Consider the following 13,061-nt stretch of genomic DNA (forward strand, 5'->3'; position numbering starts at 1 on the left):
GGAGTCCGGCGCGAAAATGCCTCAGGCATGTAGTCGCCAATAATCCCTATGGGCCTCGCGCTGCTTTCAATCGGGATGGCTTGTCTAATTTTCTACCGATGCGATCGCCTCAGCCTGTATGACGGTAATTTCAAGGGATCGCTCATCCATCAGGCTCGCCGCGATTCTCAAGCGGTCTTGAAGAAGAGCTTTGCGCGCGTGGCGCCGGACCTCAGGCCTCCGCGCGCAGTTCCCTGACGCCGCGGCCCAGGCGCTGCCGCAGGAGGTTGCGCAGCGTCGCGGTGTCGGCATAGCCGACTTCGCCGGCGATGCGGTCGAGATCCAGCCCGATCGAAATCAGATGCTGCGCCCGCTCGACCCTCAGGTCCTGGAAGAACGCCAGCGGCGACTTGCCGAGCACCGCCTCGGTGCGGCGCTGTAGCGTACGCGGCGTCACGCAAAGGGCGTCCGCGGCATTCCGGAGCGAGAATCCGTGGGCGAGGTGGGCGCGGGCCCATCGCTCGAACTGCTCGATCAGCGGGTCGGCATGGGCCAGGAAGTCGGGGATCATGTATCTTGCCTGGGACGGTCGCTTGTCGATCAGCAGGAAGCGCGCGACCGTCGCCGCGAGCTCCGGGCTCTGCTGGCGCATGAGCCACAGGGCGAGGTCGAGGTGCCCCATGGCCGCGCCGGCCGTCACGACGCCGTCCAGGGCGACGATCATGCGTGTGTCGTCGAGCCGGACCTGCGGATAGCGCTGGCGAAACAGCGGCGCCAGCGACCAGGTCGTGGTCGCCTCCCGGCCATCGAGAACCCCCGCCTCGGCGAGCAGGAACGTTCCGATGCAGGCGCCGGCGATGCGAAACCCGCGCGTGTGCCAGCCGCGAAGCTGCGCCACCGCCTCGCGGACGTCTTCCCTGCCGAGGGCTGCGAGCAACAGCTGCGGCTGTTTGGCATTGAGCGCCGGAACGACCACCCAGTCCGGCTTGCCGAGGCTGCCCGCCGGCTCGGTGGTAAGGTCCAGACCGAGGCCGGTGCGGATCTTCGGCTGCAGGCCGATGACGCTGACCTCGAACGGGGCGCGTTCTGCGCCTGCCGCAGCCGCAAGCTCGTTCGCCGTCGAAAACGTGTCCATCAGCACCGTCAAGCCGGTGTCGAAAACGCCTTCCAGCGCCAGAATGGCCAAACGCATGTCGTGAATGCCCCTATCATTGTCATTTGCGACCATAGCCCGGTTTGGCTCCGGAATCTACGATCCCAGCCAACCGCTCGCCCGGCAACGAGCGAGCCTCTCCAGCATTCCGACGAACCCCGCGAGGACGCGATGAGCGATGCTCTGACTGAAAGCATGACGATGGCCGCACACGATCAACGGGCGGAGGCGTACGCGCCCCTCGATGCCCCGATCTGGACGGCGCTGACGACGGGCAACAGGGCCCTGGCCCAGGGCGGGCCGCGCGCCATGCGGTATCTGCCCGACGTCGCCCCGTTCGCCGCGGTCGCCGACCGTTCGGCGGCGTCGTTCGAAGCCCTGGCGGCGCTCGTGCCGCCCGATGGCCGGATCGTGCTGCATACGCCGGACGCCATCGTGCCGCCGCCGGGACTGGCCATCGAGCTGCAGAAGCCGATCCTGCAGATGGTGCTGGAGGCCCCGCCCGTGCCGACCGGCCCCGACTATCTGACGCTCGGGCAGGAGGACGTGCCGGAGATGATGGAACTGACCGCGCGGACGCGGCCCGGCCCCTTTGGCCCGCGGACGATCGAGCTCGGCCGCTATATCGGGATTCGCCTGGACGGCGTTCTGGTCGCGATGGCCGGCGAACGGATGCGGCCGGCCCGTTTCGTGGAGATCAGCGCCGTCTGCGTCGATCCCGCCCATCGCGGGCGCGGCTATGCCGGCTTTCTCATGATGCAGCTTGCCCGGACAATCCAGGATCAGGGTCTGACGCCGTTCCTGCATGTCTTTGCCGACAACGAAGAGGCGATCGCCTTGTACCGGAAGCTCGGCTTCACGGTGCGCAAATCCTTCCTCATCACCAGCCTGCGTGCCTTGCAGCCGTCACGGGAGTGAGTTCGCGGGGCTGACGCGTGAACTATGCCGCGTCGAAGTTGCGGGCCCACAGTTCGCGAAGGTCGGGCTCGGCGTCGACGCGCAGGGCGATGGCGTGCAATTTCGGGCAGTTCTCCGCCAGCCAGCCGCGTCCCGGCCGCCAGCGCGTCATGGCCGAGATCCATAGATCGAGTGCCGAGAAGCGCGCACCGAGCGCCCACGGCGCGGGGGCGATCTCGTCCTCCCACTGCCGCCACAGTTGCTTGCGTCGGGCAAGCACCCGCTCGCGCAACTCCTCCGGCGCGCCCGGCGCCCAGCGCTCCGGGTAGTCGGCATAGGTGAAGGTCGCGTAGAGCGCACTCACGAGCCAGACGAGCCGGCGGAGAAAGACGGGGCGAGCCGGGTCTCCGACCGGCGGCGCAAGCCCGGCTTCCGGGTACGTCTCCGCGAGATGAAGCAGGATGGCCGCGCTCTCCGTCATGACCGTGCCATCGGGGAGGACAAGCACGGGCACCTGCGCGAGCGGGTTGAGGGCGACAAGGCGGTCCCGCACCGGGCCCGGCGCGTCGAACCCGGTGACGTCCTCGAACGTATACGGCAACCTCGCGCGCACTAGCGCCGCTTCGACGAGGACGCTGCCCCAGCCGGGGGCGCCGTAGAGGTGGTAATGGGTCTGCGTTTCGGCCATGCGTCAATTCCCTCAGGCAAATATCGTCGATCATATCCTCGTCGAATCAATGCACTGACGATATCACGCGCAGGCTGGAATTCTCCCGGTTCTCGTCGCCAGGCAGTGTCTGGCGACGCTCTCGAAGTGGGCGATTCGCGTCGCCCGGCTGGCCGCAGTGCGCGGGGAAGGCAGGCTCGTCCGCCGCCGTGCCCGTTCGCCGCAGGCGGCTATTCCTGCAGGATCTGCGCGCGTGCGCCTTCGATCAAGGCTTTCGAGGCATCGGGGTCGGTCAGGATGCGCGACATCGTCAGCGTGCCGATCATGGTGGCGACGGCGACCATCGCTTTCGTCCGCGCCGCCGGCTCTGGTGCCTCTGATCGTTCGCCGGCGGCCATAAGGTCCACCAAGCGCGAAGAAGCCCTCGGTTGCCGCCTGGCGAACGGCGAGGTCGCTGCGGGCCAGCTCGCTTCCGAGCGCCACGAGCGGGCAGCCGGTGTCGGCGTTGTCCCTGTGCCGGGTGGACAGATAGAGCCCGAGTGCCTGCGCGAGGTTCGCAGCCGGATCGGCCTCGCCGTCCCCGGCGGACAGACGTTCGGCGGTCGTCTGACACGCTTCCCGCAGGGCTTCGGCGACGAGGGCGTCCTTGGATTGAAAATGCCGGTAGAAACCGCCGGCTGTCAGGCCGGCGGTCGCCATGAGATCGACGAGGCCCGCGCCGGCAATGCCCTTTCGACGGAATTCCTCGGCGGCGACCTCGACGATGCGTTTGCGCGTTTGAGCTGCTTCTGCCTTGGACTTTCTCATGGGGCTCGCCGGACCGTGAATGGATAGACGGGTCCTGCCTAGCATATCGAGACGCCATTGGGCATCCGGTTGCCCCGGCGCTCACGGCGCAATCGAGAATTTCTGCTCGGACAGGGCGACGGCGCCGCTGATGGCGTCGCGGAAGCGGTAGCGGAGGACGTAGTCGCCCTGCGGCGGGCCCTCGGTGCTGAGCGTCAGCGTCAGCTTCGCAAAAATCTCCTGGTTGCGCACGAAGCCGCGATAGGTGAAGGAGCCGAAGGCCTTGTTTTCGGCCAGCGTATCGCCCTTGTCGTTCAGGAGTTCCAGGTCGACGGTGAACTGCGCCTCCACCTTGCCGCCGTCGATCGGCCGCCAGGAAAGCCCGACCGGCTCGACATAGGATATCAGCGGTTCGCCGGTCTTGTAGACGGCGTTCGGGCGCGGCGTGTACCTGCCGTAGCCATCCGGCGGCTCGGTGACGAAGGTGACCTTGCCGATCGAGAACGGCAGGCCCGAGGAAAACGCGCCGTAGGCTTCGCGGATCGCATCATGGGCGCCGACGGGGTTGCCCGACGTCGCCATCTGCTCCGCCTTGGTGGCGGCGTCGACCAGCGGGCCGGCCATTGCCGGCAGCGACAGGAGGCTGAAGACGGCGGCGAACATCGACACAGGCAGAGATGGCATTGCGGGCATTCGTCCCCCTCCGATCGCTGCCGAAGGATGCGCAGATGCCGGCAGGCAGTCAAGCACTGCCCGGGCCGCACGCAGGGCGCGGGCTTCGGACCGCCTCAGCTCTTCCAGAACAGCGGGGTGAGGATCACGAGGACGGTCAGCACCTCGAGACGGCCGAGCAGCATCATCAGCGACAGGATATAGAGCGAGGCATCGTTGAAGGACGAGAAGTTCCCGGCCGGTCCGACGATCGGCCCGATGCCGGGGCCGGTGTTGGAGAGCGCCGTGACCACCGAGGAGATCGAGGTCAGCACGTCGTGGCCGAGGGCCGCAAGCGCCACGCTGCCGAGAACCCAGAGCAAAAGGTAGGTGCAGAAGAACAGGAACACCGTCCGTTGCATGTCGGCATCCACGGTGAACTTGCCGTAGCGCACCGCCTGGATGCTGTTCGGATAGATCAGCTTGTGCAGCCCGGCCCTGATCGAGCTGAAGATGATGATGAACCGGTAGGCCTTGATGCCGCCGGCGGTCGAGCCGGAGCATCCGCCCATGAAGGTGGCAAACAGGCAGAGCGTGGCGACGAAGGGCCCCCAGAGCGTGTAGTCCTGGCTGGCCATGCCGGTGGTCGACAGGATCGAGGCCATGGTGAAGAAGCCGTGGGTGATCGCCTCGTGGAACTCCACGCCGTTGACGATGCGGTGGTAGATCGCGATCGCAAGCGAGAACACCGTCAGATAGGCGAGGAACACGAAGATCTGCGGATCGCGCAGCGCATCCAGCCGGCCGCGGACCATCAACACGATCAGGATCGAGAACGGCAGGCTGCAGACCGTCATGTAGAAGGTGCCGGCCCACAGCAGCGGCGTGCTGTTGAAGTAGCCGAACGAGGCGTCATGGGTGGAGAAGCCGCCGGTCGCAACCGTCGACATGGCATGGTTGATCGCGTCGAAGCGGTTCATCCCGAGCACGTCGTAGGTGATGGCGCAGACGAGCGTGATGCCGATATAGACGACGATGAAGGCGCGCGTGTAGGTGGCGATCCGCGCGAACGGCTTCTCGTTCGTCTCCGACGATTCCATCTTGAAAAAGGACATGCCGCCGACACGCAGATACGGCATGACGAACAGGCCGAGGGCGACGATGCCGATGCCGCCCAGCCAGTGCAGCATCGAGCGCCACAGCAGGATGCCGGGCGGGGCGTTGTCGAGCCCGACGATGACGGTCGAGCCGGTCGTCGTCACGGCCGAGACCGATTCGAAGAAGGCCTGCGAGAAGTCCAGCCCGATCGACGACGCCCAGAGCGGCACGGCGCCGGCGACCGAAAAGACCACCCACAGCAGGTTGACGAGCAGAAAGCCCATCTTCTTGTTGAACGGCGGCGGTCCGCTGCGGGTGGCAGCCGCGGTGATCATCGAGAAGCCGCCGACGATCGCAGCCGACAGGACGAACACCTTCCAGTCCGGGTGGCCGTAGTAGAGATCGATCAGCGCCGGCACCAGCATGGCAATCGCCAGGTAGAGACCGCAAGTCGCAGCGATGTTGATTGCGGACCGGTAGATGGTGGCGTTCAAGAGGCGTCTCGTTCAGGCTATGGCGTTTCGCCACGAACCGCGCGCGAGGAGCGGGTGGCCTCAACGGCTTCGATATGCAATAGCGGTTGCAAGGTTCAAACTCAAGGACACGGCAAGCCATGAAACAGGATGTGGAGCGCGCAACCGAAGCTCTGCGCACGCTTTTTCCCGAAACGCCGCTGCAGCTCAACGAGCACCTCAGCGCCCGCTACGGCGCCCAGGTCTACCTGAAGCGCGAGGATCTTTCGCCGGTCCGTTCCTACAAGATTCGCGGCGCTTTCAACTTCTTCCGCAAGGTCATCGCCGGCCAGGGCCGGCAGAACAGCTTCGTCTGCGCCTCCGCCGGCAACCATGCCCAGGGCTTTGCCTTCGTCTGCCGCCACTTCGGCGTCAAGGGCACGGTGTTCATGCCGGTGACGACGCCGCAGCAGAAGATCGACAAGACGCGCACCTTCGGCGGCGAGTTCGTCGAGATCCGCCTGTTCGGCGACATCTTCGACCAGTGCTACCGGGCGGCGCAGGACCATGCTCGCGACACCGGTGCCGTCATGGTGCCGCCCTTCGACGATCCGGACGTCATCGAGGGGCAGGCGACGGTGGCCGCCGAATTCGCTGCACAACTCGGCGGCGTGAAGCCCGACCTCGTCGTCCTGCCGGTCGGCGGCGGCGGGCTTGCGGCAGGCGTGACCGGCTATCTGTCCGACACCGTTCCGCCCGAAGGCTTCGTCTTCTGCGAGCCGGAAGGCGCGCCCAGCCTGCGCCGCAGCCTGGAGGCGGGCGAGGTGATCACGCTCGACCAGGTGGACAATTTCGTCGACGGCGCTGCCGTCGGCCGGATCGGCGACCTCAACTTCGCCGCCCTGCGCTCCTTCGACGCCGCCCAGGCGATGCTGCTTTCGGAAAATGCGATCTGCGTGACCATCATCGACATGCTGAACGTCGAAGGGGTGGTGCTGGAGCCGGCGGGCGCGCTGTCGGTCACCGCGCTCGAGGCGCTGGGCCCCGAGCGGCTCAAGGGCAGGACCGTGGTCGCGGTCGTCTCGGGCGGCAATTTCGATTTCGAGCGGCTGCCCGACGTCAAGGAGCGCGCCATGCGCCACCGCGGCCTGAAGAAATACTTCATCCTGCGCATGGCGCAGCGGCCCGGCGCGCTCCGCGACTTCCTCAACCTGCTCGGGCCGGACGACGACATCTCCCGATTCGAATACCTGAAAAAATCGGCGCGCAACTTCGGCTCGATCCTGATCGGCATCGAGACGAAGGCGCCGGAAAATTTCGTCACGCTGAAGCAGGCTTTCGACGGTGCCGGCCTGCGCTATCAGGACATCACCGACAACGAGGTGCTCGCGAACCTGATCATCTGACGGGCGAGGGGAGAAGCGGTTGACAGCCTGCCAAGCTGTGTTACCACTCGGCCATGGCATCGTTCTTTTCCAAGCTCTTCGGCCTCTCCGGCAAATCCGACGCGCAGGCGGCGGCTGCGGAGGAGCGCGAGACCTACAACGACCTCGTGCTCGTCGCGACGCCGATGCAGGAGGGCTCGCAGTACCGGCTCGCCGGCCGCATCGAAAAGCACGGCGGCGATGTCGTGCTGGTGCGCACCTTCGTGCGGGCCGACGTCTTCACCAGCCGCGACGACACGGTCGCGGCAGCTTTCCGCAAGGGCCGCCAGATCGTCGACCAGCACGGTCCGTCCCTCTTCTCCGATGGCGAGGCGACGCGGAACGTCTGACCGCGTCCGCCGCCCTGCCGGCAACGATCGGCAGCCTCCCGCAAAAACGCACTCGCATGCGCGCCGGAATCGGCGATGTGGGATAGGCTAGATTTTGGACTATCTTTGCCGGCCCTATCGCGGTTAGCGTGAGGCGGGGCGAAGAATTGCTGCAGGCGCGTGCATGGAATTCAAGAACCTGATCCTATTCTTCGTGGAGGCGCTCGTCTATTTCGCCTTCATGGTGACCCTGCTGCACCAGCGCCACCGCATCGGCATCGGCGTGTTCATCACCGCGCTCGGGGTGATGCACTTCCTGGAAACCTACCTGGCCGCCGTCTTCTACGTCCAGCTTCCCTTCGGCGTGCTCTCGCCCGGCTCGTCGATCCTCTTCTCCGGCAAGCTGATGATGATCCTGCTGCTCTACCTCAAGGAGGATGCAGGCATCGTCCGCGCGCCGATCTATGGCCTGCTCGCCGGCAATTTCCTGACGGTCATCCTCGCCATCGTCCTGCAATACCACGAGACCGTCAGCGTCGTGCCCGGGCGGGTCGTCGATCTGTCCTTCATCGACGAGATGGGCTGGCTGATGCTCTGGGGCACGACGCTGCTCTATATCGACGCGCTCGCCATCATCCTGATCTACGAAAGGCTCGGCCGCCCGAAGCGCCTGCCCATCTGGCCGCGCCTCTTCATCTCCGGCGCCGTCGTGCTGACCTTCGACCAGGTCGGCTTTTTCACCGTGCTGCACATCCTCAACGATGCGCCCATGTCGGTGCTGTGGGGCGGCTGGATCGCCAAGATGCTGGCCACCGTGGTCTTTGCGACCTTGACCACCTGCTACCTGGGGCTGGCGCGCATCTCCGCGATTCCCGTCTCCTCGCGGCCGATCGCCGACATCTTCAACGACCTGACCTTCCGCGAACGCTACGAGGATCTCCTCGACCGGTCCGGACGGGATGCGCTGACCGGCCTCCTCGACCGCAGCAGGCTCGAATACGAGGGGCCGCGGCTTCTGCAGGCGTGCGTCACAGCCGGCTCCGTCACCAGCCTGATGGTGGTCGATGCGGACCACTTCAAGACGATCAACGACGATTTCGGCCATCTCGCCGGCGACCAGGTGCTGAGGGCTGTGGCGGCCACGTTGCAGCAGGGCGTGCGCACCGGCGACCGGGTCTACCGCTTCGGCGGCGAGGAATTCGTCGTCCTGTGCGAGGGGCTCGCGCATGGGGAGGCGGTGGCGCGCGCCGAGCAGATCCGCCGCTCCGTCGAGGAGCAGATCGTCCGCCCGGATGGCCGCCCGGTCACCGTCAGCATCGGCGTCTCCAGCAGCGAGCATGACGGCGCGACGCTGATCGCCTTGCTCTCCGCCGCCGACCTGCGCCTCTATGCCGCCAAGCGCGGCGGCCGCAACCGGGTCATCGGCAGGGAGGTGTCAGACGCCGATGTTCGGACGGTCGATGACTTCGCGTAGGGCGAAGCTGGAGTTGATCTTCACCACATGGGGCAGGGCGGACAGCCAGTCCCGGTGGATCCGCTCGTAGTCGGCGAGATCCTTCGCCGCGATCCGCAGGATGTAGTCGTACTCGCCCGACATCAGGTAGCAGACGAGCACGTTCGGACAGAGCTTCACCGCCGCCTCGAACTCCGCCAGCGTCTTGGCGAACTGGCCGGACAGCGAGATGTGCACGATCGCGATCATCTTGTAGTCCAGCGCCTGCTGCGACAGGTGCGCGTGATAGCCGCTGATGACGCCCGACTTTTCCAGGATGTCGAGCCTGCGCGAACAGGCCGACGGCGACAGGCCGACGCGCTCGGCAAGTTCCGCATTGGAGATCCGGCCGTTCTGCTGAAGCAGCCGCAACATGGCAGTATCTATCGTATCGAGCGCACTCAACGCGGTTTCCTTCGAAAAAGAGAGGACTCTGCGCAAGGATACGCGAAAAATGCCATGCGGCTCAACTGTCTTCGCAAGGACATTGCGCACGACTTCTGGTCCAATTGTGGCGACCCGCAGGGAGTGGCGGGCGCAGGCTGCGCGCCTGATGATTGGCATATCAGCGAGAGAGGAACGCAAAGCATGCGTGTCGGTTGCCCGAAGGAAATCAAGAACCATGAATACCGTATCGGCCTGACGCCGGGAGCGGTGCGCGAATATGTGGCACATGGACACGAGGTCATCGTCGAGACCAGGGCCGGTGCCGGCATCGGCGCGGACGACGACGCCTATCGCGCCGCCGGTGCGAAGATCGTCGCCACCGCAAGGGAGATCTTCGAGAAGGCCGACATGGTCGTGAAGGTCAAGGAGCCGCAGCCCTCGGAATGGGCGCAGCTTCGCGACGGCCAGATCCTCTACACCTACCTGCACCTCGCCCCGGATCCGGAGCAGACCAAGGGCCTGCTGCATTCCGGCGTGACGGCGGTCGCCTACGAGACGGTGACGGACGAGCGCGGCGGCCTGCCGCTGCTGGCGCCGATGTCGGAGGTCGCCGGCCGCCTGTCGATCCAGGCCGGCGCGACCGCGCTGCAGAAGGCCAATGGCGGCCGCGGCATCCTGCTCGGCGGCGTCCCCGGCGTGGAGCCCGCCCGGGTCGCGATCATCGGCGGCGGCGTCGTCGGCCTGAATGCGGCCAAGATGGCCGCGGGCCTCGGTGCCGACATCACCATCCTCGACCGGTCGATCCCGCGGCTGCGTCAGCTCGACGACATCTTCAACGGCCGCGTCCACACCCGCTATTCGACGATCGATGCGCTGGAGGAGGAAGTCTTCGCCGCCGATCTCGTGATCGGGGCGGTTCTCATCCCCGGTGCCGCGGCGCCGAAGCTCGTGACCCGCGAGATGCTGTCCGGCATGAAGCGCGGTGCTGTGATCGTCGACGTGGCGATCGACCAGGGCGGCTGCTTCGAGACCTCGCACGCCACCACCCATTCCGAGCCGACCTACGAGGTCGACGGCGTCATCCACTACTGCGTCGCCAACATGCCGGGTGCGGTGCCGGTCACCTCGGCGCAGGCGCTGAACAACGCCACCCTGCACTACGGCCTGCAACTGGCCGACCGCGGTCTCAACGCGATCGCCGAGGACCGCCATCTGCGCGCCGGCCTCAACGTCCACCGCGGCCGCATCACCAACAAGGCGGTGGCCGAGGCGCTCGGCTACGAAATGGCCGCACCCGAGGCCGTCCTCAACGTCGCCTGACCCGACGTCTCTCGTCCGGAACGCCTTCCGGGCCGACAGGGAAACAACGAAAACCCCGGCAGCGTTGCTGCCGGGGTTTTTCGTTTGCGACGGGTTGCCGGCCCCCCCTGCGCGGTCGACACAGCAGGGCCATCCCCGGTGCTGCCGGTCTCACCCCCGCACGATCTTGCACTGGTAGCAGTTGTTGCGGGCTGAGCGGACATGGACATAGGCGATGTCGTCCCGCGCAAGCAGCGTCTCCGCATAGGCGGCGATCTCGCCGGTCGGCGTCACCGCCCCGGTGCCGTAGACGATGCGGTCGCGGCCGTCATAGCCGCGGACGATATAGTCCCGGCTTTCGAGCATCGGCGGCGGGCCGGGCTCGGCATAGGCCGGGCAGGGCTCCGCATGCAGGAAGATCGGCCCGGTCTCCGCATAGGGCTGCAGCGCGGGAAAGGGGCGGTGGGCGAGGATCAGGTAGGCCTCTCCGGCCTTCACCCCGCCGAGGCAGTGCCGGCAGGGCACGCCGTCGCCGTCGGAGATCGCCCGTTCCGGCTTAAGGCCATAGGCGTCGGGGCCGCCGTTCCAGTAGGCCGTTGCGGTTTCGGTCGGAATGGGAAGGAAGTGGACTGTCATCGTGGCTCTCCGTGAATTTCGAGAGGACGATGATCCATTTCCGGCTGCGGCGACACCCGATTTCAGTTGGGGCGACGGGCGGCGGCCCTGCCGCGGATCTTCCGGTGATGCAGGTCGCACCTCTTCAGCAGCGCGATCGAACCGAGGCCCGGGCGCTTGAGGCAGATCCTGGTCATGACCCGCGCCACGTTCAGGTAGTAGGCTTCGTTCCGCAGCGCGGACTGCACGATCTTGCGGTTGCGCTCCCGCGCCTGGTCGCGCGCGGCCTGGTCGGGGCCGAACGGCAGAAACCGGCGCAGGGCGAAGAGCCGCTCGCGGCGCGCGATGTAGCCGACCCGATCCTGCCGCGCCAGCGCCAGCCTTGCCGCGGCGGCGAAGATGAAGTCGTGGCTGTTCTCCTTCCAGGCCTGCCGCAGTTCCGCCGGGCAGGCGGCGAGATAGGCCCGCAACAGCGCCCGCCGTGTCCGCTCGGTGCGGCAGAACGGCCGCAGCAGCGTCGCCGCCAGCTCGATGCCGGAAAGATCGTTGGCCAGCAGCTCGTAGTCGATCAGGCCCACCGAGTGGTCGGCCTCGACGATGATGTTGTCGCCGTAGAGGTCGCCATGCGTCAGCTGCGTCGCCGGAAGCTTCTCCAGGCGCGCGCGGCTTGCCCGGATCCAGTCGCGCTGGGCCTCGGTCAGCCTGGGTTCGGCCTTGAGATAGTCTTCATGCGGCAGGGTCGGATGCTTGCGCTGGAACAGGGCGCGGCGCGGTTCGCCACCGAGCGTGTTGAGCCGCGCCATCGTCCGCCCCAGCGAGGCCAGGCTCTGTTCGTCCGGGCGCCGCTCGAGCGGTCGGCCGGGGAGATAGGAGAGGGCCAGCCAGTTGCCGTAGCGCAGCCGTTCGCCGAGGCCCGACGTGCGCGCGCAGATCGACTGCACCGAGATGCCGGCCCGTTCGAGCCGGCCGAGCGCCTCCTCGAACCGGGCCATCGTACGCCCGAAGCGGAAGCGGTAGAGCACGTAGGTCTGCCCGCTCAGCTTCACGATCCGCTTCTGCAGGTGAAAACGCCACTTCCTGTGCACGACATCGGCGTGCCCGCTGAGCAGTTCGCTGATGCTGGGATGGGCGCTCTTCATGCGAGGCGGATGGGTCCTGTTGTGGCTGTCGGCAGGCGCCCCGGGGGCGGCGCCCGTATATGGCGCAAACCGATGCGCGTTTCCAGTCGCAAGCGCAAGCATCCCCGCCTTTCCGGCCTGTCCTGCCGAGCCGCGCCGCGCCAGCTCCAGCAGTTCGGCGTCCGACAGCGGCATGATGACGGCGTCGCGCGTGCCGACCGGCGAGAAGCCGAACATCTGGTAGAGCTGCAGGGCGCGGGGATGGTCGAGATTGTTGGTGGTGACGCTCACCGCCTTCGGGTCGGAGGCCCAGGCCGCATAGAGCGTCTGCAGCAGGAACCACTTGCCGAGTCCAAGCCCGAGCGCCCGCTCGAACAGGCCGAAATGCACGAGTTCGGTCGTCTCCGCATCGTGCTGGAACAGCTCGAAGAAGCCGGCCGGCGCGCCGTCCACGTAGAGGACGGTGACATTCGTGCGCTTATCGTGCAGGACCGCCGCCAGCGCCTCGTCGTCCATCCGCAGCCGGTCCACCCAGTGCCAGCGGCGGCCGACCTGGGTGTAGAGGAAGCGGTAGTAGGCGGTCGGGATCTCCGGCACGCGCATGATCGCGGTCTGGATGTTGACCGGGATCGGCAGGCTCTGCTTCGGCGGCGCCGTCATGCGCAGTTCGGTGATGTGCACCGGCAGCGGCGCCGGCTGGGCGGCGGTCATCGG

At 66.7% G+C, this 13,061-nt stretch carries 13 protein-coding genes and 1 pseudogene; 6 read left to right on the forward strand and 8 right to left on the reverse strand.

Annotation, left to right across the window (positions count from 1 at the left end; all coding sequences use genetic code 11):
• Window positions 1-211: 211 nt before the first annotated feature.
• A complete protein-coding gene (locus P0086_RS23195) occupies window positions 212-1,171 on the reverse strand; it encodes a helix-turn-helix domain-containing protein (protein ID WP_275790362.1) in 960 nt (319 codons plus the stop codon).
• A 132-nt stretch (window positions 1,172-1,303) separates the two neighbouring features.
• Here P0086_RS23195 and P0086_RS23200 point away from each other — a divergent pair, with 132 nt between their 5' ends.
• Window positions 1,304-2,050, forward strand: coding sequence for a GNAT family N-acetyltransferase (locus P0086_RS23200; RefSeq protein ID WP_275790366.1), 747 nt, complete (start codon window positions 1,304-1,306; stop codon window positions 2,048-2,050).
• A gap of 22 nt (window positions 2,051-2,072) precedes the next feature.
• Here P0086_RS23200 and P0086_RS23205 read toward each other — a convergent pair whose 3' ends face one another.
• Window positions 2,073-2,717 carry a glutathione S-transferase family protein gene (locus P0086_RS23205; protein WP_112605028.1) on the reverse strand — a complete coding sequence of 215 codons (645 nt, stop codon included), beginning with the start codon at window positions 2,715-2,717 and terminating at the stop codon, window positions 2,073-2,075.
• A gap of 276 nt (window positions 2,718-2,993) precedes the next feature.
• Between P0086_RS23205 and P0086_RS23210 the strand changes: the two genes are divergently transcribed.
• Complete coding sequence (locus P0086_RS23210) at window positions 2,994-3,530, forward strand: hypothetical protein (protein WP_275790370.1); 537 nt, start codon at window positions 2,994-2,996, stop codon at window positions 3,528-3,530.
• A gap of 54 nt (window positions 3,531-3,584) precedes the next feature.
• Here P0086_RS23210 and P0086_RS23215 read toward each other — a convergent pair whose 3' ends face one another.
• Window positions 3,585-4,166: a hypothetical protein gene (locus P0086_RS23215; protein WP_275790372.1), complete on the reverse strand. Its 582-nt coding sequence runs from the start codon at window positions 4,164-4,166 to the stop codon at window positions 3,585-3,587.
• Between the two features lie 104 nt (window positions 4,167-4,270).
• On the reverse strand, window positions 4,271-5,725 hold the full coding sequence (locus P0086_RS23220; protein ID WP_275790375.1) for a TrkH family potassium uptake protein: 1,455 nt from the start codon (window positions 5,723-5,725) through the stop codon (window positions 4,271-4,273).
• Window positions 5,726-5,844: 119 nt separating this feature from the next.
• On the opposite strand from P0086_RS23220, the gene ilvA reads away from it, so the two are divergent.
• From ilvA to P0086_RS23235, 3 genes are all read left to right on the forward strand, one after another.
• Window positions 5,845-7,089 carry a threonine ammonia-lyase gene (gene ilvA / locus P0086_RS23225; RefSeq protein ID WP_275790378.1) on the forward strand — a complete coding sequence of 415 codons (1,245 nt, stop codon included), beginning with the start codon at window positions 5,845-5,847 and terminating at the stop codon, window positions 7,087-7,089.
• 53 nt (window positions 7,090-7,142) lie between these two features.
• Window positions 7,143-7,457, forward strand: coding sequence for an HlyU family transcriptional regulator (locus P0086_RS23230; RefSeq protein ID WP_112599333.1), 315 nt, complete (start codon window positions 7,143-7,145; stop codon window positions 7,455-7,457).
• A 163-nt stretch (window positions 7,458-7,620) separates the two neighbouring features.
• Window positions 7,621-8,910 carry a GGDEF domain-containing protein gene (locus tag P0086_RS23235; RefSeq protein ID WP_112599332.1) on the forward strand — a complete coding sequence of 430 codons (1,290 nt, stop codon included), beginning with the start codon at window positions 7,621-7,623 and terminating at the stop codon, window positions 8,908-8,910.
• Here P0086_RS23235 and P0086_RS23240 read toward each other — a convergent pair.
• Complete coding sequence (locus P0086_RS23240; protein ID WP_112599331.1) at window positions 8,872-9,333, reverse strand: Lrp/AsnC family transcriptional regulator; 462 nt, start codon at window positions 9,331-9,333, stop codon at window positions 8,872-8,874. The two genes, P0086_RS23235 and P0086_RS23240, sit on opposite strands and share 39 nt — an antisense overlap.
• Before the next feature lie 183 nt (window positions 9,334-9,516).
• Between P0086_RS23240 and ald the strand changes: the two genes are divergently transcribed.
• Window positions 9,517-10,635 carry an alanine dehydrogenase gene (gene ald, locus P0086_RS23245; protein ID WP_275790381.1) on the forward strand — a complete coding sequence of 373 codons (1,119 nt, stop codon included), beginning with the start codon at window positions 9,517-9,519 and terminating at the stop codon, window positions 10,633-10,635.
• A 150-nt stretch (window positions 10,636-10,785) separates the two neighbouring features.
• Here the strand turns inward: ald and P0086_RS23250 are convergent, their stop codons facing one another.
• The 3 genes and pseudogenes from P0086_RS23250 to P0086_RS23260 all read right to left on the reverse strand — a co-directional run.
• On the reverse strand, window positions 10,786-11,250 hold the full coding sequence (locus P0086_RS23250; RefSeq protein WP_148178450.1) for a DUF1203 domain-containing protein: 465 nt from the start codon (window positions 11,248-11,250) through the stop codon (window positions 10,786-10,788).
• 62 nt (window positions 11,251-11,312) lie between these two features.
• On the reverse strand, window positions 11,313-12,470 hold the full coding sequence (locus P0086_RS23255) for a phosphotransferase (RefSeq protein ID WP_345799325.1): 1,158 nt from the start codon (window positions 12,468-12,470) through the stop codon (window positions 11,313-11,315).
• A 30-nt stretch (window positions 12,471-12,500) separates the two neighbouring features.
• Window positions 12,501-13,058 (reverse strand): annotated as a pseudogene (locus tag P0086_RS23260) (GNAT family N-acetyltransferase); the annotation flags it as partial.
• Window positions 13,059-13,061 lie beyond the last annotated feature (3 nt).

This window comes from Mycoplana sp. MJR14, assembly GCF_029210525.1.
Classification (GTDB): domain Bacteria; phylum Pseudomonadota; class Alphaproteobacteria; order Rhizobiales; family Rhizobiaceae; genus Mycoplana.